At 71.0% G+C, this 24,841-nt stretch carries 27 protein-coding genes; 20 read left to right on the top strand and 7 right to left on the bottom strand.

Going from position 1 to position 24,841, the window contains the following annotated elements; all coding sequences use genetic code 11:
* Nucleotides 1–10 precede the first annotated feature (10 nt).
* On the top strand, nucleotides 11–844 hold the full coding sequence (locus ABD875_RS19630; RefSeq protein ID WP_345181391.1) for a beta-keto acid cleavage family enzyme: 834 nt from the start codon (nucleotides 11–13) through the stop codon (nucleotides 842–844).
* Here ABD875_RS19630 and ABD875_RS19625 read toward each other — a convergent pair.
* Nucleotides 815–1,564: a response regulator transcription factor gene (locus ABD875_RS19625; RefSeq protein WP_345181389.1), complete on the bottom strand. Its 750-nt coding sequence runs from the start codon at nucleotides 1,562–1,564 to the stop codon at nucleotides 815–817. The two genes, ABD875_RS19630 and ABD875_RS19625, sit on opposite strands and share 30 nt — an antisense overlap.
* A gap of 86 nt (nucleotides 1,565–1,650) precedes the next feature.
* Here ABD875_RS19625 and ABD875_RS19620 point away from each other — a divergent pair, with 86 nt between their 5' ends.
* Complete coding sequence (locus ABD875_RS19620; protein ID WP_345181387.1) at nucleotides 1,651–1,923, top strand: MoaD/ThiS family protein; 273 nt, start codon at nucleotides 1,651–1,653, stop codon at nucleotides 1,921–1,923.
* Here ABD875_RS19620 and ABD875_RS19615 read toward each other — a convergent pair.
* Nucleotides 1,874–2,323 carry a VanZ family protein gene (locus tag ABD875_RS19615; RefSeq protein WP_345181385.1) on the bottom strand — a complete coding sequence of 150 codons (450 nt, stop codon included), beginning with the start codon at nucleotides 2,321–2,323 and terminating at the stop codon, nucleotides 1,874–1,876. The two genes, ABD875_RS19620 and ABD875_RS19615, sit on opposite strands and share 50 nt — an antisense overlap.
* Before the next feature lie 70 nt (nucleotides 2,324–2,393).
* Here ABD875_RS19615 and ABD875_RS19610 point away from each other — a divergent pair, with 70 nt between their 5' ends.
* The 6 genes from ABD875_RS19610 to ABD875_RS19585 all read left to right on the top strand — a co-directional run bounded on the left by ABD875_RS19610 (nucleotide 2,394) and on the right by ABD875_RS19585 (nucleotide 7,073).
* Nucleotides 2,394–2,852, top strand: a complete 459-nt coding sequence (locus ABD875_RS19610) for a thioredoxin family protein (RefSeq protein WP_345181383.1) — start codon at nucleotides 2,394–2,396, stop codon at nucleotides 2,850–2,852.
* A 242-nt stretch (nucleotides 2,853–3,094) separates the two neighbouring features.
* Complete coding sequence (locus ABD875_RS19605; protein ID WP_345181381.1) at nucleotides 3,095–3,547, top strand: DUF4395 domain-containing protein; 453 nt, start codon at nucleotides 3,095–3,097, stop codon at nucleotides 3,545–3,547.
* Between the two features lie 36 nt (nucleotides 3,548–3,583).
* A complete protein-coding gene (locus ABD875_RS19600; protein WP_345181379.1) occupies nucleotides 3,584–4,432 on the top strand; it encodes a sulfurtransferase in 849 nt (282 codons plus the stop codon).
* Entirely contained in the window at nucleotides 4,432–4,728 is a 297-nt protein-coding gene (locus ABD875_RS19595) for a DUF1416 domain-containing protein (RefSeq protein ID WP_345181377.1), read from the top strand. Before ABD875_RS19600 ends, ABD875_RS19595 begins: the two co-directional genes overlap by 1 nt.
* A gap of 241 nt (nucleotides 4,729–4,969) precedes the next feature.
* Nucleotides 4,970–5,260, top strand: coding sequence for a hypothetical protein (locus tag ABD875_RS19590; protein ID WP_345181375.1), 291 nt, complete (start codon nucleotides 4,970–4,972; stop codon nucleotides 5,258–5,260).
* 76 nt (nucleotides 5,261–5,336) lie between these two features.
* Nucleotides 5,337–7,073, top strand: coding sequence for a DUF4012 domain-containing protein (locus ABD875_RS19585; protein ID WP_345181372.1), 1,737 nt, complete (start codon nucleotides 5,337–5,339; stop codon nucleotides 7,071–7,073).
* Here ABD875_RS19585 and ABD875_RS19580 read toward each other — a convergent pair.
* Nucleotides 7,070–7,747 carry a sugar transferase gene (locus ABD875_RS19580; RefSeq protein WP_345181370.1) on the bottom strand — a complete coding sequence of 226 codons (678 nt, stop codon included), beginning with the start codon at nucleotides 7,745–7,747 and terminating at the stop codon, nucleotides 7,070–7,072. The genes ABD875_RS19585 and ABD875_RS19580 overlap by 4 nt on opposite strands.
* 79 nt (nucleotides 7,748–7,826) lie before the next feature.
* Here ABD875_RS19580 and ABD875_RS19575 point away from each other — a divergent pair, with 79 nt between their 5' ends.
* From ABD875_RS19575 to ABD875_RS19530, 10 genes are all read left to right on the top strand, one after another.
* Entirely contained in the window at nucleotides 7,827–8,843 is a 1,017-nt protein-coding gene (locus ABD875_RS19575; protein ID WP_345181368.1) for a methionyl-tRNA formyltransferase, read from the top strand.
* The gene (locus tag ABD875_RS19570) at nucleotides 8,840–9,502 is read left to right on the top strand and encodes a PIG-L deacetylase family protein (RefSeq protein ID WP_345181366.1); all 663 of its coding nucleotides are present in this window, start codon (nucleotides 8,840–8,842) and stop codon (nucleotides 9,500–9,502) included. Before ABD875_RS19575 ends, ABD875_RS19570 begins: the two co-directional genes overlap by 4 nt.
* Nucleotides 9,503–9,510: 8 nt before the next feature.
* Nucleotides 9,511–10,656 (top strand): DegT/DnrJ/EryC1/StrS family aminotransferase, encoded by a 1,146-nt coding sequence (locus ABD875_RS19565; RefSeq protein ID WP_345181364.1) that lies wholly within the window; start codon nucleotides 9,511–9,513, stop codon nucleotides 10,654–10,656.
* A 15-nt stretch (nucleotides 10,657–10,671) separates the two neighbouring features.
* On the top strand, nucleotides 10,672–11,919 hold the full coding sequence (locus ABD875_RS19560; RefSeq protein ID WP_345181361.1) for a glycosyltransferase family 4 protein: 1,248 nt from the start codon (nucleotides 10,672–10,674) through the stop codon (nucleotides 11,917–11,919).
* Complete coding sequence (locus ABD875_RS19555; RefSeq protein ID WP_345181360.1) at nucleotides 11,916–12,527, top strand: GNAT family N-acetyltransferase; 612 nt, start codon at nucleotides 11,916–11,918, stop codon at nucleotides 12,525–12,527. Before ABD875_RS19560 ends, ABD875_RS19555 begins: the two co-directional genes overlap by 4 nt.
* 56 nt (nucleotides 12,528–12,583) lie before the next feature.
* Nucleotides 12,584–13,630, top strand: a complete 1,047-nt coding sequence (locus ABD875_RS19550; RefSeq protein WP_345181358.1) for a polysaccharide biosynthesis protein — start codon at nucleotides 12,584–12,586, stop codon at nucleotides 13,628–13,630.
* Complete coding sequence (locus ABD875_RS19545; protein ID WP_345181355.1) at nucleotides 13,627–14,748, top strand: polysaccharide biosynthesis C-terminal domain-containing protein; 1,122 nt, start codon at nucleotides 13,627–13,629, stop codon at nucleotides 14,746–14,748. The genes ABD875_RS19550 and ABD875_RS19545 overlap by 4 nt, the downstream gene beginning before the upstream one ends.
* 5 nt (nucleotides 14,749–14,753) lie before the next feature.
* The gene (gene wecB / locus ABD875_RS19540; protein ID WP_345181431.1) at nucleotides 14,754–15,866 is read left to right on the top strand and encodes a non-hydrolyzing UDP-N-acetylglucosamine 2-epimerase; all 1,113 of its coding nucleotides are present in this window, start codon (nucleotides 14,754–14,756) and stop codon (nucleotides 15,864–15,866) included.
* A 71-nt stretch (nucleotides 15,867–15,937) separates the two neighbouring features.
* Entirely contained in the window at nucleotides 15,938–17,239 is a 1,302-nt protein-coding gene (locus tag ABD875_RS19535) for a lipopolysaccharide biosynthesis protein (RefSeq protein ID WP_345181353.1), read from the top strand.
* The gene (locus tag ABD875_RS19530; protein ID WP_345181351.1) at nucleotides 17,214–17,765 is read left to right on the top strand and encodes a DapH/DapD/GlmU-related protein; all 552 of its coding nucleotides are present in this window, start codon (nucleotides 17,214–17,216) and stop codon (nucleotides 17,763–17,765) included. Before ABD875_RS19535 ends, ABD875_RS19530 begins: the two co-directional genes overlap by 26 nt.
* A gap of 31 nt (nucleotides 17,766–17,796) precedes the next feature.
* Here ABD875_RS19530 and ABD875_RS19525 read toward each other — a convergent pair whose 3' ends face one another.
* Together ABD875_RS19525 and ABD875_RS19520 are read right to left on the bottom strand one after the other, a co-directional pair.
* The gene (locus tag ABD875_RS19525; protein ID WP_345181349.1) at nucleotides 17,797–19,011 is read right to left on the bottom strand and encodes an O-antigen ligase family protein; all 1,215 of its coding nucleotides are present in this window, start codon (nucleotides 19,009–19,011) and stop codon (nucleotides 17,797–17,799) included.
* Nucleotides 19,012–19,070: 59 nt separating this feature from the next.
* Complete coding sequence (locus tag ABD875_RS19520) at nucleotides 19,071–20,201, bottom strand: glycosyltransferase (protein WP_345181346.1); 1,131 nt, start codon at nucleotides 20,199–20,201, stop codon at nucleotides 19,071–19,073.
* A 159-nt stretch (nucleotides 20,202–20,360) separates the two neighbouring features.
* Here ABD875_RS19520 and ABD875_RS19515 point away from each other — a divergent pair, with 159 nt between their 5' ends.
* Both ABD875_RS19515 and ABD875_RS19510 read left to right on the top strand, forming a co-directional pair.
* A complete protein-coding gene (locus ABD875_RS19515; RefSeq protein WP_345181344.1) occupies nucleotides 20,361–21,467 on the top strand; it encodes a glycosyltransferase family 4 protein in 1,107 nt (368 codons plus the stop codon).
* Nucleotides 21,464–22,654, top strand: a complete 1,191-nt coding sequence (locus tag ABD875_RS19510) for a glycosyltransferase family 4 protein (protein ID WP_345181342.1) — start codon at nucleotides 21,464–21,466, stop codon at nucleotides 22,652–22,654. The genes ABD875_RS19515 and ABD875_RS19510 overlap by 4 nt, the downstream gene beginning before the upstream one ends.
* Here the strand turns inward: ABD875_RS19510 and ABD875_RS19505 are convergent.
* Entirely contained in the window at nucleotides 22,641–23,924 is a 1,284-nt protein-coding gene (locus ABD875_RS19505) for a nucleotide sugar dehydrogenase (RefSeq protein ID WP_345181339.1), read from the bottom strand. The two genes, ABD875_RS19510 and ABD875_RS19505, sit on opposite strands and share 14 nt — an antisense overlap.
* Nucleotides 23,903–24,829: an NAD-dependent epimerase/dehydratase family protein gene (locus ABD875_RS19500; RefSeq protein WP_345181337.1), complete on the bottom strand. Its 927-nt coding sequence runs from the start codon at nucleotides 24,827–24,829 to the stop codon at nucleotides 23,903–23,905. The genes ABD875_RS19505 and ABD875_RS19500 overlap by 22 nt, the downstream gene beginning before the upstream one ends.
* Nucleotides 24,830–24,841: the final 12 nt, after the last annotated feature.

Genomic DNA, 24,841 nt, shown 5'->3' with positions numbered 1-24,841 from the left:
CGATGCGCGGGTGCCCACGAAGCCGTCCGAGAAGATCCTGATCACCGTCGCGCCCACCGGCGCGGAGACCACCAAGGCCGACTGCCCCCAGCTCCCCACGACCCTCGAGGAGCTGGTCGCGACCGCCCAGGAGTGCGAGTCCGCCGGTGCCGCGATGATCCACGTCCACATCCGCGACGCCGAGCACCGGCCCACGCTCGACCAGACCCGGCTGCGCGACACCGTCCAGGCGCTCCACGAGGGCACCGGCCTGGTCGTGCAGCTGTCGACGGGCGGCTCGGTCCACGACCCGCTGGAGGACCGGCTCAAGGTGCTCGACGCGAAGCCGGACTCCTGCAGCCTCACGATGGGCACGACGAACTTCGGCGACGACGTGTTCTCCAACCCGTGGCCGTTCGTGTGCGAGCTCTACCAGCTCAGCCAGGAGCGCCAGGTCGTGCCGGAGTTCGAGCTGTTCGACCTCGGCCAGGTGCACGCGATGCGCCGGCTGATCGACACCTACGGCCTGCCGTACGGCGGCAAGGTGCACTGCGACTTCGTGATGGGTGTCCCGGGCGGGATGCCCGGTACGGCGGCCGCGCTCGTCGCGGGCGTCGGCATGCTGCCCGAGGAGGTCACCAGCTGGTCGGCCACCGGCATCGGCCGCACCACGCTGCCGGTCGCGCTCGCCGCGCTGTCCATGGGCGCGCACCTGCGCGTCGGCATGGAGGACACGCTCACGCTGGCGCGCGGCGTGCCGGTCGAGCGGAACTCCCAGCTCGTCGAGCGGGCGGTCAGCCTGGCCGCGCTCGCGCAGCGCACGCCGATGACGCCGTCAGACGCGCGCGTCCTGCTCGGCCTCTGACGTCTCGATCTCGCGGGCGTCGGCCGAAGCCTGCTGCTCCTTGCTCGGCAGCACGAACCGGTAGCCGACGTTGCGCACGGTCCCGATGAGCGTCTCGTTCTCGGGGCCGAGCTTGGCGCGCAGCCGGCGGACGTGGACGTCGACGGTGCGGGTGCCCCCGAAGTAGTCGTAGCCCCAGACCTCCTGCAGCAGCTGCTGGCGGCTGAACACCCGACCCGGGTGCTGGGCGAGGAACTTCAGGAGCTCGAACTCCTTGAACGTCAGGTCGAGCGGCCGGCCACCGATCTTGGCGGTGTACGTCGCGTCGTCGACCAGCACCTCGCCGGTGCGGATCACGTGCGCCTCGGGGTCGTCGGCGTCGCGGCGGGCGTTGAGCCGGCCGATGGCGAGCTTGATGCGAGCCTCGAGCTCGGCGGGCCCGCAGGTGTGCAGCACCACGTCGTCCATGCCCCAGTCGTGGGCGACGACCGCGAGGCCACCCTCGGTGCAGACCAGCAGCACCGGCATGTCCGTGCCGGTCGCGCGGATCAGCCGGCACAGGTCCCGGGCGTGCGCGAGGTCCTGGCGGCCGTCGACGAGGAGCAGGTCCGCGTCGGGTGCCTCGAGGAGCGCGCTGCCCTCGGCCGGCAGGATGCGCACCTGGTGGCCGAGCAGCGCGAGGCCGGGCAGCACCTCGGCCGAGGGTTGCAGGGCGCTGGTGAGAAGCAGGAGCGTGCTCATGGCTGGTCTCCTCCCTTTCGGGGCGGGGACCGAAACGCAACGCTGGGCTTCGGCCGGGTTTCTCTCGTCGTGAACAATACCGAAACATGGGCACGTCGAAGATCGAAGTCCACTACTGGGCCTCCGCGCGCGCGGCCGCCGGGGTCGCGGGGGACACCCTCGAGGTCGACGGCCCGGTCACGCTGGAGGCGATCGTCGAGCGGGTCCTGGCGCTGCACCCGGGCACCCGGCTCGCGGACGTGCTCCAGGTCTGCTCGACCCTGGTCGGTGACCGACCGGTGAACACCGAGGATCCCGGTGCGGTCCTGGTCAGTCCCGGTTCGTCGGTGGAGTTCCTGCCGCCGTTCGCCGGCGGCTGAGCACCGCGACGGCGAGAGCGCCCGTGAGTCCGCCGAGGGTGTTGGCGACGACGTCGCCGAAGGTCGCGGTCCGGTCCGGCAGGAGGAGGCCCTGGGCGCACTCGACCGTGCACGCTCCGATGAAGGCGTAGGCCGTCCAGTCCCGCCACGTCGTGCTCGGCCAGATCAGTGAGCCCAGCGCGGAGACCGGCACCAGGATCAGCGCGTTGGCGAGGAACTCGAAGCGGGCCGGCTCGACGATCCAGTCCGGTGCGCCGAGGTCGGCGAACCGGTCGGCGGCGAACCCGGCACCCGACGAGGGCACCTGACCCGACGGCACGAGCAGGATGAACGCGAGCGCCGCACAGTACGTCGCGAGCGCGGCCGCGAGCTGTCGCCGCCGTCCGTCCGAGTCCGCCACGTCCCGACTCTCCCAGACCCTCGACCCGAGCGTTCGGAATGCCGGCGGGCCGGGCGCGGTTGTGCAGGCCATGAGCACCGGAGCCTGGGTCGTCGTCGCCGCCGTGGCGCTCGCGCTCGGCTTCGGCTGCTACCGGGCACTCACCGACGGCCGGTTCCGCGGAACCCGAGCGGTGGCCGTGGAAGCCGCCCCGGCGTCTGACGCGACACCACCGCACGCCTGGGACGCGGTCGCCGCGGCGGTTCCGGACGCGACACTCGGCGAGAAGGCGACGCTGGTGCAGTTCTCCTCGGCGTTCTGCGCGCCCTGCCGCGCGACCCGGCGCACGCTGTCCGAGGTCGCCGAGCTGGTCCCGGGCGTCGAGCACCTGGAGGTGGACGCCGAGCACCACCTCGAGCTGGTACGGCGCCTCGGCGTCCTGCGCACGCCGACGACGCTGGTCCTCGACGGCGCCGGCCGCGAGATCACCCGCGCCACGGGGGCTCCGCGCAAGGAGCAGGTCATCGCGGCGCTCGGGCGCGCCGGATGACGGGGCTGTCCGCATCGTGGAAGGCTGTCTCGGAAAGTGAGACGCCGATTGTTCGGCGCGGCCGTGCGGTGCCTACTCTGGTCGGCATGTCCTCGACCATGCTGACCAAGCGCCGCGCAGTGGATCACTGCCGCGTGCGCTCGGCGCTGTGTCGAATGCGCTGATCCGGTCGCGCCTGTCTGCCTCCTCCTCGAGTGCCGCGTGACCGTCCCGGTCCGCTCGCATCCGTTCACAGGAGAGACATGTCCACCACCGTGCAGTCCCCGCACGTCGCCACCGGCATCGACCCGCGCGGTCCGCAGGTCGCTGCCGCGCTGACGTCGGTCGTCCTCGTCGTGGTGCTCCTGCTCGCCCCCGCCCCCGTCGGGGTCGCCCTCCTCGCGGCGCAGGCCCTCGTGTTCGCCGTCGGAGCGACCCGCGGCGCGCAGCACACGCCGTACTCCCGGGTGTTCCGGACGGTCGTGCGGCCCCGGCTGTCCCCGCCGGCCGAGCTGGAGGACCCGGCGCCGCCGCGGTTCGCGCAGGCGGTCGGCCTCGGGTTCGCCCTCGTGGGGCTCGCGGGCTTCCTGCTCGGCGCCGACCTGCTCGGCCAGGTCGCGACCGGCCTGGCGCTCGTCGCCGCCCTGCTCAACGCGGTCTTCCGGTTCTGCCTCGGCTGCGAGATGTACCTGCTCGTCAAGCGCTTCACCCACTGACCCCGCGCCCCGTGCGCACAAGAAAGGTAGAGACACATGACCCGCGAGAACTCCCTCGTCACCGCCCAGTGGGTTGAGGACCACCTCGACGACCCGAAGGTGGTGCTGATCGAGGTCGACGAGGACACCACGGCCTACGACAAGGGCCACATCAAGGGCGCCATCAAGCTGGACTGGACCACCGACCTCCAGGACCAGGTCCGCCGCGACTTCGTCAACAAGTCCCAGTTCGAGGCGCTGCTCTCCGAGCGCGGCGTGGCGAACGACGACACCGTCGTGCTCTACGGCGGCAACAACAACTGGTTCGCGGCGTACGCGTACTGGTACTTCAAGCTCTACGGCCACCAGGACGTCAAGCTGCTCGACGGCGGCCGCAAGAAGTGGGAGCTGGACTCCCGTGAGCTCACCGACGAGCTGCCCACCCGCGCGGCCACGTCGTACACCGCCACCGAGCAGGACCACTCGATCCGCGCGTTCCGCGACGACACGGTCGCGGCGATCGGCGTCAAGAACCTGGTCGACGTGCGCAGCCCCGACGAGTACGCCGGCCGGCTGCTCGCTCCGGCCCACCTGCCGCAGGAGCAGGCGCAGCGCGCCGGTCACGTCCCGACCTCGATCAACGTTCCGTGGAGCAAGGCGGCCAACGACGACGGCACCTTCAAGTCGGACGAGGAGCTGAAGGCGCTGTACGCCGAGGCCGGCCTGGACGACTCCAAGGAGACCATCGCGCTGTGCCGCATCGGTGAGCGCTCGTCGCACACCTGGTTCGTGCTCAAGGAGCTCCTGGGTCACCAGAGCGTGAAGAACTACGACGGCTCCTGGACCGAGTACGGCTCCCTCGTGGGCGTCCCGGTCGCCATCGGCGACGAGCCGGGTGAAGCCTGATGTGCGGCGCGACCGAGGGCGGCCTGTCGCTCGACGGCATCGACGTGAAGAAGGAAGCCATCGTCCAGGGCCAGGTCGTGCGTGACGGTGCGCCCGTCGGCAACGCCTACGTGCGCCTGCTCGACCGCACCGGTGAGTTCACCGCCGAGGTCCCGACCTCGGCGACCGGGCACTTCCGCTTCTTCGCCGGTGACGGCGAGTGGACGCTGCGCACGCTGGCCCCCAAGTCCGAGCCGGTCGACAAGCGGGTCGTCGCCTCGGTGGGCACGGTGGCCGAGGTCGTCGTCGCCCTCTGAGGCTCCGTAGCATGGCAATGGCCCATTGGTGCAGGTGACGCGCGGTCGGACTTGCCCTATGGTGGAGAACTCAGGTGGGGGACGGCGGGGCGCGTACGCGCCGGATGGAGTGTTGGACATGAAGCGACTGATGATCGGAATCGCGAGTGCCACGCTGTTGGGTGGTGGCCTTGCTGCGGTGTCGGCTGAGACGGCCAGTGCCGCATGCCCCTACACCGGCTGCGTGCCGACGAACACCTCGGTGAAGGTTCCCAATGCGCCGGTCGCCCAGGGCGGCAAGGCCAAGATCTGCGTCAAGGTCACGACCAGCGGCAGCGGTGAGGCCCGGGGTCGCGTCAGCGTCGCGGTGCGGAAGCGGTCGGGCGGCGGGATCGTGTTCGCCGACTCGAAGAGGTACGACGGCCGCACCTGCTTCAAGACGGGGCCGCTCCGGGCCGCAGGCAAGTACTTCGCTCGCGGCAGCTTCCAGGCGTCGGCGAAGTCGCCCTTCGACGACTCGGACAACACTGCGGTCTTCGTGGTCAAGAAGTAGCCCAGGCTGCTGTGATCTTCGAGTGGCCCCGCCGGTTCCCGGCGGGGCCGCTCGGCATTTCTGACAAGATCGCTCCGTGACCACGCGCCGGCTGCTCTGGATCATCCCGGCCGTGCTCCTCGTCGCCGCGGCCGGCTACACGGCCTGGCTGGTCTGGCAGGTCCAGGGCGAGCTGCGCGCGGCCGAGACGAGCGCCTCCGAGCTGCGCTCGGCGTGGCGGAGCCAGGACGACGCCGCCCGCGACGCCGCAGCCGACGACCTGGCGGACGAGGCGGCCGCAGCCAGGGACCACACCGACGGGCTCTGGTGGGGCGCGCTCGAGCACCTGCCGCTGGTCGGCGACGACGTCAGCGCGGTCGCCGCGATGAGTCGGTCCTTGGACGTGATCGCCACCGACGCCGTCACCCCGCTCGGTGAGACCGTCGACCGGCTCGGGACCCTGGTGGCCGACGGCCGGATCGACCTCGACACGGTCGAGTCGCTCGAGGATCCGGTGGGCCGGGCGCACGAGGCGCTGGTCGTCGCCGACGACGACCTGGCGGGTCTCGACAGCGACGGCTACGTCGGCGCCCTGCGGACCCGCTTCGACCGCTACGCCGACCTGGTGCACGACCTCCGCGCCGGGCTGGCCTCCGCGGACACCGCCGTGGGCGTCCTGCCGACCATGGCCGGGGCAGACGGTGTCCGCAGCTACCTGCTGATCTTCCAGAACAACGCCGAGATCCGGGCGTCGGGCGGGATGCCGGGCTCCTGGGCGCTCCTGCGCGCCGACGACGGCCGGATCGAGATGACCCGCCAAGGCACGGCTGCCGACTTCCCGACCGCGGCTCGCCCGGTCGCGCCGCTCTCGCGCGAGGAGGTCGCGGTCTACGGCGAGGAGCTCGGCCTCTACTTCCAGGACCCGGGCTGGACCATGGACTTCCCGCGATCGGCCGAGCTCTGGCAGGCGCACTGGGACCGCCAGTTCCCCGAGACCGCGATCGACGGCGTGGTCGCGATCGACCCCGTCGCGTTGTCGTACCTGCTCGACGGCACGGGTCCGGTGACGGTCGGCGACGTCACCTTGACCAGTGACAACGCGGTCGAGGAGCTGCTCAACACTCCCTACCTCGACGCCGACCCCGCTGCTCAGGACGTGTTCTTCGCCGCGGCGTCCCGGTCGATCTTCGACGCCGCGACGGGATCCCTGGCGTCGCCCACGGCGTTCGTGGAGGGTCTCAACCGGGCCGCGGACGAGGGCCGGCTTCTCGTCGCGGCCTTCGACGACGCGGTTTCCGAGGAGATCGCCGGCACCCGCGTCGAGGGCGCGATGGCCGGTGACGACGGGGCCACCCCGCACGTCGACATCGGCCTCAACGACCTCACCGGCTCGAAGATGTCGTACTACCTGCGCTACAGCGCCGACGTCGCCGCGATGAGGTGCCAGAGCGGGCGACAGGACCTCGCCGGCACCTTGACGCTGTCGCAGGTCATCACTCCTCGCGACGCAGCGGAGCTGCCGGACTCCGTCACCGGAGGGGGGCGGCTCGGCACGGAGCCGGGGTCGCAGTACGTCATGGTGCGGGTCTACGGACCGTACGGCGGCACCTTGGACCAGTTCCGGCTCGACGGCCGTGCCCTCGGCGACCTCGAGACCGTGGAGCTCGACGGACGTCCGGTGGCGAGCGTCGACGTCCTGCTCTCCTCGCGCAAGGACGCCGTCCTCACCTGGCAGGGCACGACCGGAGCCGGACAGACCGGCCCGGGCGAGCTCGCGCTGACGCCGAGCGTGGTGCCGGGTGCCAAGCGATCGACGTTCGCCAGCGCCTGCTAGGAGGACGCCACGGACCGGAGGATCTCGTCAGCCCGGCGCCGCTCCTCACTCTCGTAGCGACTCATCCACGACTGCCGGCCGATGACGCCGAGAGCCGTGCGGGCCAGCAGCTGCAGCCGGTAGCGGCGCGAGGGTGCCCGCAGGTAGACGAGGTCGCGGGCCAGCTTGCGCGGCAGCAGCTCGTCGACGTACTGCGTGAACGCGGCCTCGGGGTCCTGGGCCAGCTCGGACTCCTCGAGGAAGTAGCCGAGGCTGCCCGGCCCGACGATGCCCGGTGGGACCGTGAGCGTCTCGTGCATCCACGGCGCGTAGTGGTCGCGCACGATGGCCGGGTCCTCGGGCCGGGGCCCGAAGAACTTCATCTCGCCCCGCAGGACGTTCCACAGCTGGGGGAGCTCGTCGACCTTGAGGCGGCGGAGCCACACGCCGGCGGGGAAGATGCGCGGGTCGCGCCCGCCGGTGATCGGTCCACCCTCGCCGAGGTGCATCGTGCGCAGCTTGTACATCGTGAAGTCGGTGGCGTCACGACCGGCGCGGCTGGCGCGGTAGATCACCGGTCCCGGTGACGACAGACGCACGGCCAGCGCGCCCGCAGCGAGCGCAGGGGCGCTGACCGCCAGCAGGGCGGCCGCCACCCAGCGCTCGGGACGCCTCGAGCCCGCCGGCTCCGTCATGCCATCACCAGTCCCATCCGTCCCGGGCGCGACCGCGTTTCGGGTCGCGGCGTCGGGCACACACTCTAGGATCCTCGGCATGGCCGGGAGAGTTGTCTTCATCGGTGCCGTGCACGAGGCGCTCCCGGCGCTCGAGGCGGTCGTGCAGCATCCCGACGCCGAGCTCGCCGCTGTCGTGACCATCAGCGAGGCTGCGGCCGCTGGTGCGTCCGGTGTCGTGGACCTCGCCGGCGTCGCCGCCGCTGCGGGCGTGCCGTTGCTGCGCCACGACGACGTGAACTCCCCGGCCGGCGTGGACGCGGTGGCGTCGTACCGGCCCGACCTGCTCGTGGTCGTCGGATGGAGCCGGCTGATCGGCGCCGAGCTGCTGGCGCTGCCGACGCACGGCGTGATCGGCTTCCACGCCTCGCTGCTGCCGCGGCACCGAGGGCGGGCGCCGGTGAACTGGTCCCTGATCCGGGGTGAGACCGAGACCGGCAACACGATGATGCTGCTGTCCGCCGGCGTCGACGCCGGCCTCATCGTGGACCAGCGTCGGATCCCGCTGTACGTCGACGACACCTGCGCGACGGTCTACGAGCGGGTGGCGGCGTCGGGGGCAGAGATGCTCCGCGACAACCTGGGCGCGCTCCTGCGTGGCGCCGCCGCTGCGCGCCGGCAGGACGACGAGCTCGCCGACTACCTGCCGAAGCGGACCGCGGAGATGGGCGTCACCGACTGGGACCGGCCGCCGATGGAGGTGCACAACTGGGTGCGTGCGCTGACCCGTCCCTACCCGGGTGCGTTCACCTCGCTCCGGGGTGAACGGGTCCACCTGTGGCGCACGGAGCCGCCGACGATCACCGACCTCGCCGGGCTGCCCGGCGAGATCCTGGGCGTGGACGACCGGGGCGTGCGGGTCGCGACCCGGGGCGGCAGCGTCCTGGTGACCCACCTCGGCGGCGTCCCGGAGGCGGGTGGGAGCACCGGGCGGGCCTGGGCTGCTGCGCACGGCGTCGTCGTCGGGGACCGATTCGACGCACCGGACCCCGCCGTGGCCCGGTGGGCGCTGGGCGAGGGTGAGAAGCCCCCGGTGATCGTGACGGCCGGCGCATGAGGGTCCTGGTGGTGGCCGCGCACCCTGACGACGAGGTGCTGGGAGCCGGCGGCACCCTGGCCAAGCACGTCGACGCGGGTGACGAGGTCCGCGCGATCGTGGTCTCCGAGGGTGCCACGTCGCGCTACGAGGACACGATGGTCGACGAGCTGCGGAGCGCCGGCCGCCGCAGTGGGGAGCGGATCGGCTTCGCGAGCCTGGAGTTCGTCGGCATGCCCGACCAGCGGCTGGACGCCGTGGCCCTCATCGACGTCACCCAGGCGCTCGAGCCGTTGATCCAGGACTTCCGGCCGGACGTGCTCTACACGCACGCTCCGATGGACGTGAACACCGACCACGGCATCGTCTCGCGGGCCGCGTGGACGGCCTGCCGTCCGTACGCGGCCCCGTGGCTGTCCCGGTTCCTCGTGTTCGAGACCCCGTCCTCGACCGAGTGGGCCTGGCCGATCGCCGAGGGGTCGTTCCAGCCCAACCACTTCGTCGACGTCAGCACGACCCTGGAGCGCAAGCTCGAGGCGATGCGCTGCTACGACGAGGAGCTGCGTCCCTACCCGCACCCGCGGTCGGTCCAGGCGTTGACCGAGCGCGCGTCGTACTGGGGGAGCCGGGTGGGGGTCACGGCCGCCGAGCCCTTCATGATCTTGAGATCCAGGGGCTGAGGAGTGCTGTGAGCGAGGAGTTCGTGCCGTTCGCGCTGCCCGACATCGGCGAGCCGGAGATCGACGCAGTGGCCGCGGCGCTGCGGTCCGGCTGGCTGTCGTCCGGTCCCCGGGTGAAGGAGTTCGAGGCCGCGTTCGCGGCGCGGCTCGCTGCGGACATCACGGCGGTGTCGGTCAACTCGGCCACCGCCGGCCTGCACCTCGCGCTCGAGGGCATCGGGATCGGGCCGGGCGACGAGGTGCTGGTCCCGACGTGGACGTTCACCGCCACCGCCGAAGTGGTCCGCTACCTGGGGGGCGTCCCCGTCCTCGTGGACTGCGACCGGGCGACGCTCAACCTCGACCTGGCAGCGGCCGCGGCGAAGGTGACGGCGCGGACGCGAGCCATCATCCCGGTCCACTTCGCCGGCCTCCCGGTGGACCCGCCCGGCCTGGCTGAGCTCGCGCAGGAGCACGGGCTCGAGGTCGTCGAGGACGCGGCCCACGCCTTCCCTGCCAGCGCCGCTGGCCAGGAGGTCGGGACGGGTGCCAGCCGCGCCACCGTCTTCAGCTTCTACGCGACGAAGACCATGACGACCGGGGAGGGCGGCATGGTCGTCACCCGGGACGCCGAGCTCGCGCAGCGGATCCGCACCATGCGGTTGCACGGCATCAACCGCGACGCGTTCGACCGCTACCGGTCATCGGTCCCGGCCTGGCACTACGACGTGGTGGCGCCCGGCTTCAAGTACAACCTGACCGACCCGGCCGCGGCGATGGGCCTCGTCCAGCTCGGGCGCGCCCAGGCGATGAGGGACCGCCGAGCGGCGATCGCGGCGATGTACGACGAGATGTTCGCGCCGACCGGGCTCGAGCTGCCGGCCCACGGTCCGGCGGGCACCGAGCACTCCTGGCACCTCTATCCGGTGCGCCTGCCCGACGGAATGGGCCGCGACCGGTTCATCGAGGGGATGGGTGCGCGCGGCATCGGGACGTCGGTCCACTTCATCCCGCTGCACCTCCAGCCGTACTGGCGCGACTTCGGTGGCCATCAGCCGCAGGACTTCCCGGTCGCCACCGCCGAGTTCGCCCGCGTGGTGAGCCTCCCGATCTTCTCGGCGATGACGGCGAGGCAGATCGAGCGGGTCATCCAGGCCGTGGTCGGCGTGCTGTGAGCGGGCGCTGACCGCATGCGGATCGGACTCCTCACGCAGTGGTACGACCCGGAGCCGGGACCGGCCGCGCTGCCCGGCGCGCTCGCGCGCGGGCTGGCCGAGCGAGGGCACCAGGTCGAGGTGCTCACCGGCTTCCCGAACTATCCCGACGGCCAGCTGGCGCCGGGATATCGGATCCGGGCCCGGCAGGTCGAGGTGGACGGCGGGGTCCGCGTGACCCGCGTCGCCCTCTACCCGTCGCACGACGCCTCCCCGGTTCGGCGCCTGGCCAACTACGGGTCCTTCGCCATGAGCGCGGCGATGCTCGGGATCCCGGGGGCGTTCCGCCGGCTCGACGCGCTGTGGGTCAACTACTCGCCGGTCTCGCTCGCGCTTCCGATGCTGGCGCAGCGGGCGCTGCGCCGTACGCCGGCGCTCGTGCACGTCCTCGACCTCTGGCCGGACACGCTCACCGCGACCGGGTTCGGCGGCGGGGACGGCCTCGCCGGCCGCTCGGCCCTCCGCGTCGCCGACGCCGCGTGCCGGGCCATGTATCGCTACGCCGAGCGGGTGGCCTACATCTCGCCCGGGGTCGGCGCCGTGCTCGCGGAGCGGGGCGTGCCGGCCGACCGGCTCGCCTACGCCCCGATGTGGGCCGACGAGGCGCTGTTCGCCCCGCGGCCCGCGCCGTACCCCCGTCCGTACGACCTGCCCGAGGACCATGTCGTGCTGGTCTATGCCGGGACCCTCGGTCGCGCCCAGGGCCTGGACGGCCTGATCCGGGCGTGCGCCGCCGTCACGGACCTGCCCATGACCTGCCTGATCGCCGGTTCGGGTGTCGAGGAGGAGCGCCTCCGTGAGCTCGCCGTCGGGGCCGGGGCGGCCAACGTGCGGTTCCTCGGCCGGTTGCCGGCCTCCGAGATGACCGGCCTGATGGCCGCGGCCGACGCGAGCTACGTGTCGCTCAACGACGACCCGCTCGCCGCGATCACCATGCCCAGCAAGGTGCAGGCCATCCTGGCGTCCGGACGGGCGCTCGTCGCCTCGGTGCCCGGTGACGCTGCCCAGGTGGTCGGTGACTCGGGGGCCGGGTGGGTGGTGGCGCCCGGTGACGTCTCCGGCCTGGCCCGTGCGCTGCGCGAGATGGGCGCCTGCGGTCGTGGCGGGCTCGAGGTGCGCGGCCGCAACGCGCGCGCCTACTACGAGCAGCACTTCAGCCGTGCCCGAGGCATCGACCGGATCGAGGGCCTCCTGCGGGCTGTGGCGAGCGAGGGCTCGCGATGAGCGGGGTGACGTACCGCCCGCTCGCCCGCGAGGACGTCCGCGAGGCGGCCCGGCTGCACCGGCTGGCGTTCCCCGGCTTCTTCCTCAGCCAGCTGGGTGAAGGCTTCCTGCGGGAGTTCTACGCCGCCTTCCTCGGCCCCGGCTCGGTGACGGTGGTGGCCCGAGACGACTCGGGCGCCTTGCTCGGCGTGGTGGTCGGTCACGTCGCCCCGGACGGCTTCTTCCGCCGGCTCCTCGTGCGCCGGTGGTACGCCTTCGCGTTCCAGAGCCTGCGGCTCGTGGTCCGGCAGCCCCGGGTCGTGCCCCGGTTGTTCCGTGCCCTCACCTACCGTGGGCAGGTCCCCGACCAGCCCCGCGGCGCCCTGCTCAGCTCGATCTGCACCTCGGAGGAGGCGCGGGGGACCGGGGTCGGACGGGAGCTGATCGACCGGTGGACCCGAGAGCTCGCGGCGTCGGGTGGCACGGATGCGTTCTTGACGACGGACGCCACGGACAACGACGCGGTCAACGCGTTCTACGTCCGCGCCGGGTGGCGTCCGGCCGGCAGCTTCACGACGCCGGAAGGCCGCTCGATGAACACCTACACATGGCAGGATGACCCTGCCTAGAGGCTGGCGGACCACACCCGTGGAGGGCCGCGGCCGAGCCGCATGAGGGGGAGCTCTTGACCAGCACGACCGTGACCGGGCCGGTCCTCGTGACAGGCGGGACCGGTTCCTTCGGCTCGACGATGGTGCGGCGCCTGCTCACCACCGACGTCGAGGAGGTCCGCGTCTTCAGCCGCGACGAGGCGAAGCAGGACGCGATGCGCCGCGAGCTGAGCGACGGCCGGGTGCGGTTCCACGTGGGCGACGTCCGTGACGCCCGCAGCGTCGAGGACGCGATGGCCGGCGTACGGCATGTCTTCCACGCGGCGGCACTCAAGCAGGTGCCGAGCTGCGAGTTCTTCCCCATGCAGGCCGTGCAGACGAACGTCAACGGCAGCGACAACGTGATCCGCGCGGCCAATCGGGCGGGAGTGGCGTCGGTCGTCTGCCTCAGCACCGACAAGGCCGTCTACCCGATCAACGCCATGGGCATCTCCAAGGCGATGATGGAGAAGGTCGCCCAGTCGCACGCCCGGAACCACGGCCAGGGCGGCACCACCGTCTCGATCACCCGGTACGGCAACGTCATGTACAGCCGTGGCTCGGTGATCCCCGTGTTCGTCGACCAGGTCCGCAACGGGCGTCCGCTGACGGTCACGGATCCCGACATGACGCGTTTCCTGATGTCGCTCGAGGAGTCCGTCGACCTGGTCGAGTACGCCTTCGAGCACGCCGCCCAGGGCGACCTGTTCGTGCGCAAGGCGCCGGCGTGCACGGTGCGCGACCTCGCTGTCGCCACCGCATCGCTCTTCGGGGTCGAGGACCCCGAGATCCGTGTCCTCGGTGTCCGGCACGGCGAGAAGCTCTACGAGTCGCTGCTCAGCCGTGAGGAGCTCCAGAAGGCCGACGACCGCGGGGACTACTACCGCGTCCCGCTGGACGCGCGCGGCCTCGAGTACGAGCTGTTCTTCGACGAGGGCGACGGCCGGATCGTCGAGGACGACTACACCTCCCACAATACCGAGCGTCTCGACGTCGAGCAGGTCAAGGACCTGCTGCGTTCGCTGCCGCCGATCCGGCGGGAGCTGGCTGCGGCCGGGCGGCTGGGCGAGGACGGCGCGTGAACGTCGTCATCACCGGCGGGTTCGGGTTCCTCGGCTGGCACACGGCCTGCCGACTCCGGGTGCTGCACGGCACCGACGCCGTACGGCTCGGGCGCGCCGAGCTGGCCGACCCGGAGGCGCTGGCGGCGCACGTGCGCGACGCCGACGTCGTGCTGCACCTGGCCGGGGTGAACCGGGCCGGCTCCGACGAGGAGGTCCAGGCCGGCAACGTCGAGCTCGCGGAGCGGCTGGCCGCCGCGATCAAGGCCGCAGGCACCGCTCCCCGCGTCGTCTACGCCAACTCGATCCATGCCAGGCTCGACAACGCCTACGGCCGCGGCAAGGCCGAGGCGTCGCGGGTGCTGGGCGCGGCGGTCCGCGCGGCGGGCGGGTCGTTCGCCGATGTGCTCCTGCCGAACCTCTTCGGTGAGCACGGCCGGCCGCGCTACAACTCGTTCGTGGCGACGTTCTGCCACCTCGTCGCGACCGGTGAGGAGCCGACCGTCGCCGAGGACAAGGAGGTCCCGCTGCTGCACGCCCAGGCCGCCGCCGCCGTGCTGATCGAGGCGATGGACGGCGACGCCGACGTCGTGGTCGAGCCCGATGGCGTGCCTCGCCGCGTGTCGGAGGTGCTGACCATGCTGCGCGGCTTCCACGAGGTCTACCAGCGCGGTGAGATCCCGGCGCTCGCGGACGACTTCACGGTGGACCTGTTCAACACCTACCGGTCGTACACGTTCCCGGAGCAGTTCCCGCGTTACGCGACCGTCCACGCGGATGCGCGTGGCGACCTGTTCGAGACCGTGCGCAGCCACGGCGGGACGGGCCAGTCGTTCGTGTCCACCACGCGACCCGGGCACACCCGCGGCGAGCACTTCCACCTGCGCAAGGTGGAGCGCTTCTACGTCGTCCGGGGTACCGCCGAGATCGCGCTGCGCCGGCTGCTGGACGACGAGGTCGTCCGGTTCACGGTCGGGGGTGACCGGCCCGGGTACGTCGACATGCCGACGTTGTGGGTGCACAACATCTCGAACATCGGCGACGAGGACCTGGTCACGGTCTTCTGGGCCGACCAGCTGCTCGACCCGGACAACCCGGACCAGTATCCCGAGCGCGTGTGCCAGGAGGAGTCGGCGTGAAGGTCATGACCGTGGTCGGGACGCGACCGGAGATCATCCGGCTCGCGCGCGTGATCGCCCGGCTCGACGAGACCGTGGACCACGTCGTGGTGCACACCGGGCAGAACTACGACTACGCGCTCAACCAGGTGTTCTTCGAGGACCTCGAGCTGCGCGAGCCCGACCACTACCTGGGTGTCGACACCTCGTCGCTCGGCCGCGTGCTCGGCGAGACGCTGATCAAGAGCGAGGAGGTGATGCGGGCCGAGCAGCCCGACGCCGTCCTCGTGCTCGGCGACACGAACAGCTGCATCGCCGCGATCATGGCCAAGCGCCTGAGGATCCCCGTCTACCACATGGAGGCGGGCAACCGGTGCTTCGACGAGAACGTCCCGGAGGAGACCAACCGCCGCCTGGTCGACCACGTCGCGGACTTCAACCTCGTCTACACCGAGCACGCCCGGCGCAACCTGCTGGCCGAGGGCCTGCACCCGCGCCGGATCCTGCTGACCGGCTCGCCGATGCGTGAGGTGCTCCTGCACTTCCGCGACCGCATCGACGCCTCCGACGTGCTCGACCGCCTGGGGCTGGCGCCGCGTGGCTACTTCCTGGTCAGCGCGCACCGGGAGGAGAACGTCGACTCGCCGGAACGGTTGTCGATGCTCCTCGACTGCCTCCGCGCGGTCCGCGAGGAGTGGGGGCTGCGGGTCATCGTGTCGACCCACCCGCGGACCCGGAAGCGGCTGGAGGCGCTCGACGGGTTCGAGGGCATCGACGGGATCGACTTCCTCGACCCGTTCGGGTTCCACGACTACAACCGGCTGCAGACCCAGGCGGCCTGTGTGCTCTCCGACAGCGGCACCATCTCCGAGGAGAGCTCGATCCTGGGCTTCCCGGCCATCACGCTCCGGGACTCGATCGAGCGCCCTGAGGCCCTCGATGCCGGCGCGATCGTGATGACCGGCCTCGACCGGGACGACGTCGTCGCATCCATCGCCGCCGTGATGCGCGACTTCGAGGCCGGCCTGGAGGTTCCCCTCCCGGCGGGCTACGAGATCACGAACACGAGTGCCCGGACGCACCGCTTCATCCTGTCGACGGCGGGACGGCACCATCAGTGGGCCGGGATCCGGACGTAGGCCGCGCGTTGGTGGAGCCGGCGTCCACTCCCGCACCTCCCGCAGAGGGGCGGGAGAGAACACGTCGCCTGGTGCGCGGCATCGCGACGAGCGGCCTGACGCGCATCCTGTCGGTGTGCTCACCCCTGGTGGTGATCCCGCTCGCTCTCGACCTGATGGGGCCGGACAGCTACGGCGTCTGGGTGACCATGACGGCTGTCACGAGCATGTTCCTCTGGGCCGACCTCGGCCTCGGGAACGGGCTGATGACCCGGACGTCCCACGCACTGGCCGTCGGAGACCTGGCGCAGGCTCGTCAGGTGATCGCCTCGGCGTACGCCATGCTCGGTGGTCTCGCGCTCGGCGTGATGACCGTCCTGCTCGTGCTGACCACCTTCGTGCCGTGGGAGGACGTGCTCAACTCGGGATCCTCCGAGGCCGGTGCGATCGCGACGATCACGCTGGGGGCGTTCGTGCTCAATGTCCCTCTGAGCCTGATCCAACGGGTTCAGTACTCGCTGGGCGAGGTCGCTCTGAGCAACGTCCTGTTCGCAGCCGGGCCTCTGCTGACCATCATCGGTGCGATCGCCGCGAACCAGGCGCAGGTCACGGCGACCGAGGCGGTCGTGCTGATGACGACCGGGCCCCTGGTCGCCTCGGTGCTCGCGACAGCGGTGACGGTCGTCAGACACCCAGATCTTGTGCCGGGACGGGGATCCCTCGCGCTCGACACCACGCGAGCCCTGTTCACCCTCGGGTCGCTCTACCTCGCGATCCAGGTGCTGTCGGCAGTGGCGCTCAACGCCGACAACGTCATCATCGCGCAGGTGCGTGGCGCCGCTGACGTCGTCGACTACTCGATCGTGGCGCGCATGTTCATGATCGCAGGCCTGGTGATCTCGCTCGCGAACCTCCCACTGTGGCCCGCGAACGCAGAGGCGTTGGCCAAGGGCGACCGGGGGTGGGTCGAGCGGACGACGTTCAAGATGACCGTCCTGTCCGGTGGCTGCATGCTCGGGATCGGAGTGGCTCTGGTGTTCTGTGCCCGACCCTTCGTGCACGCGTGGGTCGGTCCCGAGGTCGAGGTGCCGCGGACGCTGCTCATCGGCTTCGCCCTCTTCTGGATCGCTGTCGCGGTGGCGTCCCCGGCGTTCATGGTCGCCAACGCGGTCTCGAAGCTGCGTCCCCAGCTGGTCGGATGGTCGATCTTCGCTGTGGCGAGCATCCTCGCCAAGACTGCGCTCGCGGAGTCCCGCCTGGAGTACCTTCCCCTGGCGGCTGCTGTCCTCTACGCGGTTTGCTTGGGCCCGGCCGCCTGGGTCGGCTACCGGCAGGCGCTGCTCGTCGAACCTAGGAAGGAGGACGCCCATGGGAGTCTTGGCACGCGTCCGTGATCGCGTGATGGCAGCGCGGAACCCCGAGAAGTTCGTCCGCTCACTCGGAGTCGAGCTCCGGGGAACCGTGCGGTTCTACGGCGTCAACCGTGGGATGTTCGGCTCCGAGCCCTGGCTGATCTCCTTCGGTGACAACGTGTACGTCACCGCGAACTGCCAGTTCGTCACCCATGACGGCGGGACGTTGATCCTGCGGAAGGACCACCCCACGCTGGAGTGGACGGCGCCGATCTACATCGGCGACGACGTCTATTTCGGGATCCGGTCGATCGTGCTGCCAGGCGTGACGATCGGAAACCGTGTGATCGTCGGAGCCGGAAGCGTCGTCACCAAGGACGTTCCGGACAACTCCGTGGTCGGAGGGGTACCTGCGCGGCTCATCTGCACCGTGGACGACTACCTGGAGAGACTTCAGCCGAAGTCGCTTGGGATCGGGCACCTGTCGGCCCTCGAGAAGGAGCAGCGGCTCCGGGAGATCTACCGGGGTTGGAGCGGTGACCATTCCGGATCAGGCGTTCAGGATTGATCAGCGCGGCGGATGCACGTCGGGGTGAGCGCTAGGCCGACGGAGGTCGATCAAGGACACCAAGGCGTGAGAACAACGCCAACGATCCCCAGAAGAGCGGTGACTCGGTCCAATAACCGGTGAGCATGATGGGGACGGACACGACCACGAACGCGCCGACCACGACGTAGCGTCGGTCAGTTGGCCAATCAGCGGCCTCCGCCAGCGAGAACCAGATGCCTGCGATGAAAAGAGCCAGGCCGACGAGACCTAGGCCGACGGCGGTGTCGAGCCACGCGTTGTGGGCCGCGGTCTTCACGGGGTTCACGCTCATCGTCATGAGGGAGTCGACGCCTCGTCCCAGCAGGGGTTGCTCCCAGATCGCGTCACGCGCGACCGGCCACACGAGTAGACGTCCGTTCAGGTCGCCGGTCTCGCGAGCACTCGCGACGGCGTCGTTGCGAAGAGCCCCGTCTGCGATGCCCAGGAAGACCACGATGTTTGCGACGACTGCAAGTCCGACTAGGCCGTGGAAGGCGACGCGCGGCCTGAAGTGAGAAACCACTAGCCAAATCGGGAGCAGCACGATCGCGATGACAGCGCCGCGCGTTCCGTTCAGGAGGATACCCACGTAGAAGGCGATCGCCACGGCCGCTCCCGTGAGCGCGGCAACCTTGCGCCTGCTTGGACCCACCGCTGCCCATAGGAGCACGAGCACGGCGGCGCCGGTGGCGAAGGCGTAGGCGAGCGCGTTGTAGTTGAGCCCCTCCACTCCCACGCGCGCAGCTTCGACGTCGTACCGCAGGCGAACGGCCCGCAGCAACGGGTTCTGAAACCACAACTGTGCCAAGCCATACAGGCAACCGCCGACGATGCTGATGCTGAGCACTCGAAGGTCTCTTGGCCGTCGAACGACTGCCCGGACGGTGAGAAAGACGATGGCACATGCAGCCGTGTTGGTGGCTCCGAGGCTGGTCTGAGCGGGAGCCACCGTCCACACGGTCGAAGCGAGGGCGAGGCCCGCGAAGGCCACTACGAGAAGGTCCGGGCGGCGTAGTCGGAGGTGGCCGAGACTAGTGACGAGCACGCAGGCACACACGACAGCGCCGGTGCGGAGCGCCCAGGTCGGGCTCGAGACTGCGACTGCCAGCACAAGGCCAACCACCATGACCCTCAGGTCGGCGGCGATCCCAGAAGCGAGGGCCGGCGCACCACGAAGGTCTTCGTGTGCCGCGCCCGCTTCCAGCACAGCTCTTCTCGACGCCACGGTCGCACGATAGTCCCTACGTGCCGGCGTCACGTGGGTCTTGGAACCTCATGATCAGGTCATCGACCGCTGTCGGCGGTCAGCCAGGAGTACAGGTCGGGTGCCCATGACGCGGCTGTGAACCTCTCGTCGGCGGTTCGTGCTGCTTCGAGGCTCCGACGGGGATGCTCACCAGCGGCGACGTCCTGCAGGGCGCGTCGGAGGGTGGCAGCGATCTGGGATGCGGTCGGGCCGGGGCAGATCAGGGAGTCTCGCCCGTCGGTGATGTAGTCGCCGAGGTCGCTGGTCAGATTCGCGATTGGCGGGCACCCCGCTGCCATCGACTCCGGCACCTTCGTCGGAAAGCCGAAGCGCGCGAATCCTGCATCTGGATCGCGGATCAAGATCGTGTAGTGGGACCGGGCGAGCAGGTGCGCCACTCCCGAGCGGTCGAGCTTGCCGACGACCTCCAAGACATCGTCGATCTCGAGCAGGGACGCGGTGGACAGTCCGGGCAACTGCGCCATGGCCTCGCGGTCCACCCCGCCGACGACGATGCGCAGGGCGGCGCGCTCGGTCGCAGAGAGTTGTCCGACCGCCGCGACGAGGGCGGACAAGTCATCCTTGGAGCCAGGCGAGCCGACGTAGGTCACAGTCGTCGGACCTTCTGGACGGGTGGCCTCGGCCGCGTCTCGAAAGTCCGCCACCTCGACCGTCGGCGGGAGAACGAACGGGCTGCGAGACCGGAACGGCCCCGCAGCCAGTGCTCGGCTGATCACGATGACACGGTCGGCAGTGCGCTCGGCGTACCAGCTGGTGAGGCGGTGTCGGATGAAGTAGGGCTCGAGTCTCCCGCGCGGGAACTGGCCCGCGTCGTGACGCTCGACCACGTCGACGATGAGGGTCGCCGCAGGAGCCGCTCCCCGCAGGAAACGTCGTGTGCGTGGCGTGTAGAAGTAGCTCGGCACGCACACGACCTGCACGTCGTCGACGTCCACGGTCGCAGAGATCACGGCCGCGAGCCGAGCGCCGAAGGAACGGCGTCGTGCCCATCGCTGTCGTCGGCTGCCCGTGGGTGCGCCCAGGTTCATGTACGGCACGCCGTTCGTGGTCCCCGGCCGTCGCTCCCCGATGGCGGTCAGCCGGGGGTCGTCGTTGACGACCAGCGCGGACATCCCGGCCTCGGCGAAGGTGCGAGCGAGACCGAGCATCCGGTTCGCCGAGGCATTTCCGTGCGGGTACGGGTGCGCGCCTACGATGATGGCGACGGGACCGCCGCTCGAGACTGTCGCCACTCGACCTCCATCTCACGCGAGCGATCGAGACCCCACGCTACAAGACACCGCAGGTTCCGAATCGCTGGGAGGATCATGGGCTCGTCGCCGGACATCTCGCGCGCGCGTCCCGTGATCGTCCAGCACTCCTTCGGCGACCCTGGGTCGGGTGGGCCGGTCGGTGCCCTGCAACGGATCCTCGACTCGGACCTGGGGGACCGCTACGAGTGGGTGCGGATGCACCAGGAGTGGGCGACCGGCGGGATCGACGTGTCTCGCGTCCGGAGCTGGGCGCGGATGCTGCGCGAGGTCCGGCCGGATCTCGTGCACGTCCGCGGGCTCGGCAACGAGGGGTTCCACGGGGTGCTGGCGGCCCGGCTGGCCCGCTGCCCTCGCGTGCTGGTGAGCATGCACGGCACGGTGCGCGACCTGACCACGCCCGCGACGCTCAAGCAGCGGGCCCTGGTGGGCGTGTTCGAGCCCGCGACGCTGCGGCTGGCCACCCACGTCACCACCGTGTGCGAGTACGCCGCCGAGCGCGACTTCATCCGCAAGCACGCCGGCAAGTTCGTCGGCCCGATCACCAACGGGGTCGACCCGGTGGTGGTCGACCCCGGTGCACGGTCGGCGTTGCGGAGCGAGCTCGGCCTCGCCCCCGAGGACGTGGCGCTGGTCAGCGTCGGACGGCTGACGTTCGAGAAGGGTCACACCGACCTCGCGGCCGCGCTCGGTCGCCTCGAGCCGCACGTCCGCGAGCAGGTCGTGCTCGTGGTCGTGGGCTCCGGACCCGACGAGGAGGCGATCCGGGACGGCTACGCGACCGCCGGCGTCCGGACCGCGTTCCTGGGCCGGCGGCTCGACGTCCCGCAGCTGCTCGCGAGCAGCGACGTCTTCGTGTTCCCCTCGCTCCACGAGAACCTGTCGAACGCCCTTCTGGAGGCGATGGCCCAGGGGCTCCCGGTGGTCGCCACCCGCGTCGGCGGCAACACCGAGGTCGTCCGGCGCGGAGGTGGCCTGCTGGTCGAGGCGCGAGATCCCGCCGGCCTGGCCGAGGCGATCGGGTCCCTGGTCGCCGATCGTGCCCGGCGTGAGGGGCTGGGCGTCGAGGCGGCCGGCGTCGCCGCGCGGCACTACTCGACGCGGCGGATGCTGGAGATCCTCGACGAGACCTACCGGGCCGTGCTCTCGGACGGTCGCCGATGAGGGTCACAGTGCTGGGCTTCACGGTGCCCGACGAGCTGCTCGAGCAGATCAACGCCGAGGACCGGCTGATGCAGACCCAGACCCACCGCTTCGCGTGGAGCCTGGTCGGCGCGTTCCGGTCCAACGGCGTCGCGGTCGACCTGCTCTCGACCGCGCCCGTGTCGGACTTCCCCGGCAACCGGAGACTCCTGTGGCGCGGCCGCCGGTTCGACGTCGACGGAGTCCGAGGGCGGCTGATGCCGTTCGTGAACGCCGTGGTGCTCAAGCACCTGACCCGCTACCTCGCGTGCTGGGTGGTCGGTGCCCGTGAGCTGCGCCGGACCCGCCCCGACTGGATCGTCGTGCACGGCGTGCACAGCCCGTTCCTGTACTACGCGGTCCACGTGCGTCGCCGCGTCGGCGCACGTGTCGCGGTCGTGCTCACCGACCCTCCCGGCGTCATCCGGGCCGAGGACGGGCGGCTGCGGCAGGTGCTCAAGCGCGTCGACATCTCGCTGGTCACCCGCGCGCTGCGCCGCAGCGACGCGGTCGTGGTGCTCGCGGCACCGCTGGGCGACGACTTCGCTCGCGGCGTGCCGGCCCTGGTCGTCGAGGGACTCGTCGCGCCGGAGCTGTCCTCGCTGCCGGCCACGCCGCCGGCCCGCCCGCGGATCGTCTACGCCGGGGGGCTCCACGAGGAGTACGGCGTACGCCGGCTGGTCGAGGCGGTGCGCAGCCTGCCCGCGGACGTCGAGCTCGCGCTGTTCGGCCGGGGACCGCTCGAGCCGTGGCTCGTGGAGCAGGCCGCGGAGGACCCCCGCATCTGCACGCCCCGGCTGGTGTCGCCGGCCGACCTGCCGGCGATCTACGCCGGGGCGAGCCTGCTGGTCCAGCCCCGGCAGCTGGACCAGTACTTCGTCCGCTACAGCTTCCCGTCGAAGCTCATCGAGTACCTCGCGTCGGGCCGGCCGGTCGTGAGCACCCGGCTGCCGAGCATCCCGGAGGACTATGCGCCGTACCTCGTCCAGCCCGACGGGGACGATCCGGCCGACCTCGCCGCCGCGATCGGCGGCGTGCTGGCGTGGTCGACGGAGGAGCGTGAGGCGTTCGGCCGTCGCGGCGCGGAGTTCATCAGGACCACCCGGAGCCCGCAGGCGCAGGGGCGCCGCATCGTCGAGTTCCTGGACGGGATCGCTACAGGCGGATGACGGCGGCGCCGTCAGGCAGCACCGAGCGTGTGTCGAGCACGAGGCGAGCCTCGGCGGCGAGGCGGGCGACGTCGTACTGACGGTGCGCCTGGACCAGAACCGTGATGTCGGCCTCGGCGGCCGCCGCCAGGGCGTCGTCGACGGACGCGAGCTCGACCTCGGAGCCCCGCGGTTGCCACCGCGGGACGAACGGGTCGTGGTAGCTGATGTCGGCGCCCCAGGCCGCCAACCGGCGAGCCAGCGGGTCCGCCGGGCTCTCGCGGCGGTCCGAGATGTTGGCCTTGTAGGTCACGCCGAGTAGCAGCACGCGCGCGCCGTTGACGGCCTTCCGCGCGTCGTTCAGCGCGTCGCGGACACGGCTGGCGACGTAGAGCGGAGCCGCGGTGTTGATCTCCTCCGCGAGCTCGACCATGCGGAACGAGTAGCCGAGCCGTGCCTTGACGCGGTGGCTCAGGTACGACGGGTCGATGGGGATGCAGTGCCCGCCGACGCCCGGGCCCGGGCGGAACGCCATGTAGCCGAACGGCTTGGTCTCGGCGCAGTCGATGGCGTTCCAGAGGTCGATGTCGAGCTCGTGGGAGAAGCGCAGCATCTCGTTGACCAGGGCGATGTTGACGTGCCGGAACGTGTTCTCGATGAGCTTGGACATCTCGGCCTCGCGGGCGCCCTTGGCCGGCACGACGGTGTCGACGAAGCGGGAGTAGAACGCCGCGGCGCGCTCGGTGCACGCCGGGGTGATCCCGCCGACGACCTTGGGGGTGTTCCGGACGCCGTAGGTGTCGTTGCCCGGATCGATGCGCTCGGGCGAGAACGCGATGAAGACGTCCTCGCCGACCACCAGGCCGCCCGCGGTGACCAGGGGAGTGAAGACCTCCTCCGTGGTTCCGGGGTACGTCGTGGACTCGAGGATGGCCAGCGCCCCGGGGCGCAGGTGCCGACCGATGACCTCGGCCGCGCGTTCGACCGCGTTGAGGTCCGGGCCACCGTCGGCGGAGAGGGGGGTCGGGACACAGACCAGGACCACGTCCGCGCGCGAGATCACCTCCGGGTCGGTGGTCGCCTGGAAGCCGCTCGCCAGGCCCGCGGCCAGCTCGTCGTCGCTGACGTCGTCGATGTGCGAGCGCCCGGCGTTGAGGTCGCGCACGGTCTGCTCGTGGGTGTCGAGCCCGAAGACCTCGAGCCCGCTCTGCGCTGCCCGCAGCGCCATCGGCAGGCCGACGTACCCCTGGCCGACGACGACGAGCGTCTTCAGGTCGTGCTCCGGAACCATGCGGTCGTCTCCTGGATGCCTTGTTCGAGGGACACCGGCTCGATGTCCGGGAACAGCGAGCGCAGCTCGTCGTTCCTCGCCTGGGAGTGCTTCACGTCGCCGGCGCGGGCGGGAAGGGACTCGATCTCGAAGTCCGTGTCGAGCTCGGCGCGCAGGAGGTCGAGGAGCTGGAGCAGCGTGGTGTTCGTCCCGAACGCGAGGTTGACCGGCTCGGGATGCGAGACGCGGCGCTCGGCGGCGTCGAGGAGCACCCGGCAGACGGTCCCGACGTAGGTGAAGTCACGAGACTGGCTGCCGTCGCCCTGGAGCGGGACCGGTCGGCCGTGGAGGATCGCGTCGAGGAACGCCGGGATCACCGCGGCGTACGCATGGCCCGCGGCCTGGCCCGGGCCGTAGACGTTGAAGAAGCGGAACGCGAGGCTCGCGAAGCCGAAGGACTGCTGGTAGGCGAGCGTGTACTGCTCGGTGGCCAGCTTGGACACGGCGTACGGGCTCATCGGGCGCACCCACTCGCGCTCGCCCTTGGGGAGCGCGGGGTTCGAGCCGTAGACGGAGCTGGAGGAGGCGGCGACCACGTGATCCACGGAGTGGACCCGCATCCGCTCGAGGAGCTGCAGCGTGCCGGTCGCGTTCACCGCATGGCTGGTCAGGGGGGCCTTGATGCTGCGGGGCACGCTGGGCAGGGCGCCGAGGTGCACGACCGAGTCGACGCCGTCGAGTGACGCGTCGAGGGCCCGCTCATCCAGGAGCGAGCCCTCGACGAAGCTCACGTCGAGGCCGGTGAGGTTGGTCTTGCTGCCCGTCGACAGGTCGTCGAGCACGGTGACCTCATGGCCGGCCGCGAGCGCGGTACGGGCGAGGTTGGAGCCGATGAAGCCCGCTCCGCCAGTGATCAGCAGGCGCACTGCTCCCCCGAT

The sequence above is a fragment of the Nocardioides caricicola genome, assembly GCF_039541135.1.
GTDB lineage: Bacteria > Actinomycetota > Actinomycetes > Propionibacteriales > Nocardioidaceae > Nocardioides > Nocardioides caricicola.
This window is presented reverse-complemented; position numbering and strand designations above follow the sequence as displayed.

Excerpts from the sequence above, each read along its gene's own strand:
- wecB (WP_345181431.1), top strand. The coding sequence starts at position 14,754 with ATGACCGTGGTCGGGACGCGACCGGAGATCATCCGGCTCGCGCGCGTG.
- ABD875_RS19600 (WP_345181379.1), top strand. The coding sequence starts at position 3,584 with ATGACCCGCGAGAACTCCCTCGTCACCGCCCAGTGGGTTGAGGACCAC.
- ABD875_RS19580 (WP_345181370.1), bottom strand. The coding sequence starts at position 7,747 with ATGACGGAGCCGGCGGGCTCGAGGCGTCCCGAGCGCTGGGTGGCGGCC.
- ABD875_RS19560 (WP_345181361.1), top strand. The coding sequence starts at position 10,672 with ATGCGGATCGGACTCCTCACGCAGTGGTACGACCCGGAGCCGGGACCG.
- ABD875_RS19620 (WP_345181387.1), top strand. The coding sequence starts at position 1,651 with ATGGGCACGTCGAAGATCGAAGTCCACTACTGGGCCTCCGCGCGCGCG.
- ABD875_RS19570 (WP_345181366.1), top strand. The coding sequence starts at position 8,840 with ATGAGGGTCCTGGTGGTGGCCGCGCACCCTGACGACGAGGTGCTGGGA.
- ABD875_RS19625 (WP_345181389.1), bottom strand. The coding sequence starts at position 1,564 with ATGAGCACGCTCCTGCTTCTCACCAGCGCCCTGCAACCCTCGGCCGAG.
- ABD875_RS19555 (WP_345181360.1), top strand. The coding sequence starts at position 11,916 with ATGAGCGGGGTGACGTACCGCCCGCTCGCCCGCGAGGACGTCCGCGAG.
- ABD875_RS19515 (WP_345181344.1), top strand. The coding sequence starts at position 20,361 with ATGGGCTCGTCGCCGGACATCTCGCGCGCGCGTCCCGTGATCGTCCAG.
- ABD875_RS19605 (WP_345181381.1), top strand. The coding sequence starts at position 3,095 with ATGTCCACCACCGTGCAGTCCCCGCACGTCGCCACCGGCATCGACCCG.
- ABD875_RS19595 (WP_345181377.1), top strand. The coding sequence starts at position 4,432 with ATGTGCGGCGCGACCGAGGGCGGCCTGTCGCTCGACGGCATCGACGTG.
- ABD875_RS19510 (WP_345181342.1), top strand. The coding sequence starts at position 21,464 with ATGAGGGTCACAGTGCTGGGCTTCACGGTGCCCGACGAGCTGCTCGAG.
- ABD875_RS19505 (WP_345181339.1), bottom strand. The coding sequence starts at position 23,924 with ATGGTTCCGGAGCACGACCTGAAGACGCTCGTCGTCGTCGGCCAGGGG.
- ABD875_RS19530 (WP_345181351.1), top strand. The coding sequence starts at position 17,214 with ATGGGAGTCTTGGCACGCGTCCGTGATCGCGTGATGGCAGCGCGGAAC.
- ABD875_RS19610 (WP_345181383.1), top strand. The coding sequence starts at position 2,394 with ATGAGCACCGGAGCCTGGGTCGTCGTCGCCGCCGTGGCGCTCGCGCTC.
- ABD875_RS19575 (WP_345181368.1), top strand. The coding sequence starts at position 7,827 with ATGGCCGGGAGAGTTGTCTTCATCGGTGCCGTGCACGAGGCGCTCCCG.
- ABD875_RS19520 (WP_345181346.1), bottom strand. The coding sequence starts at position 20,201 with ATGCTCGGTCTCGCTCGCACCTTCGCCGAGGCCGGGATGTCCGCGCTG.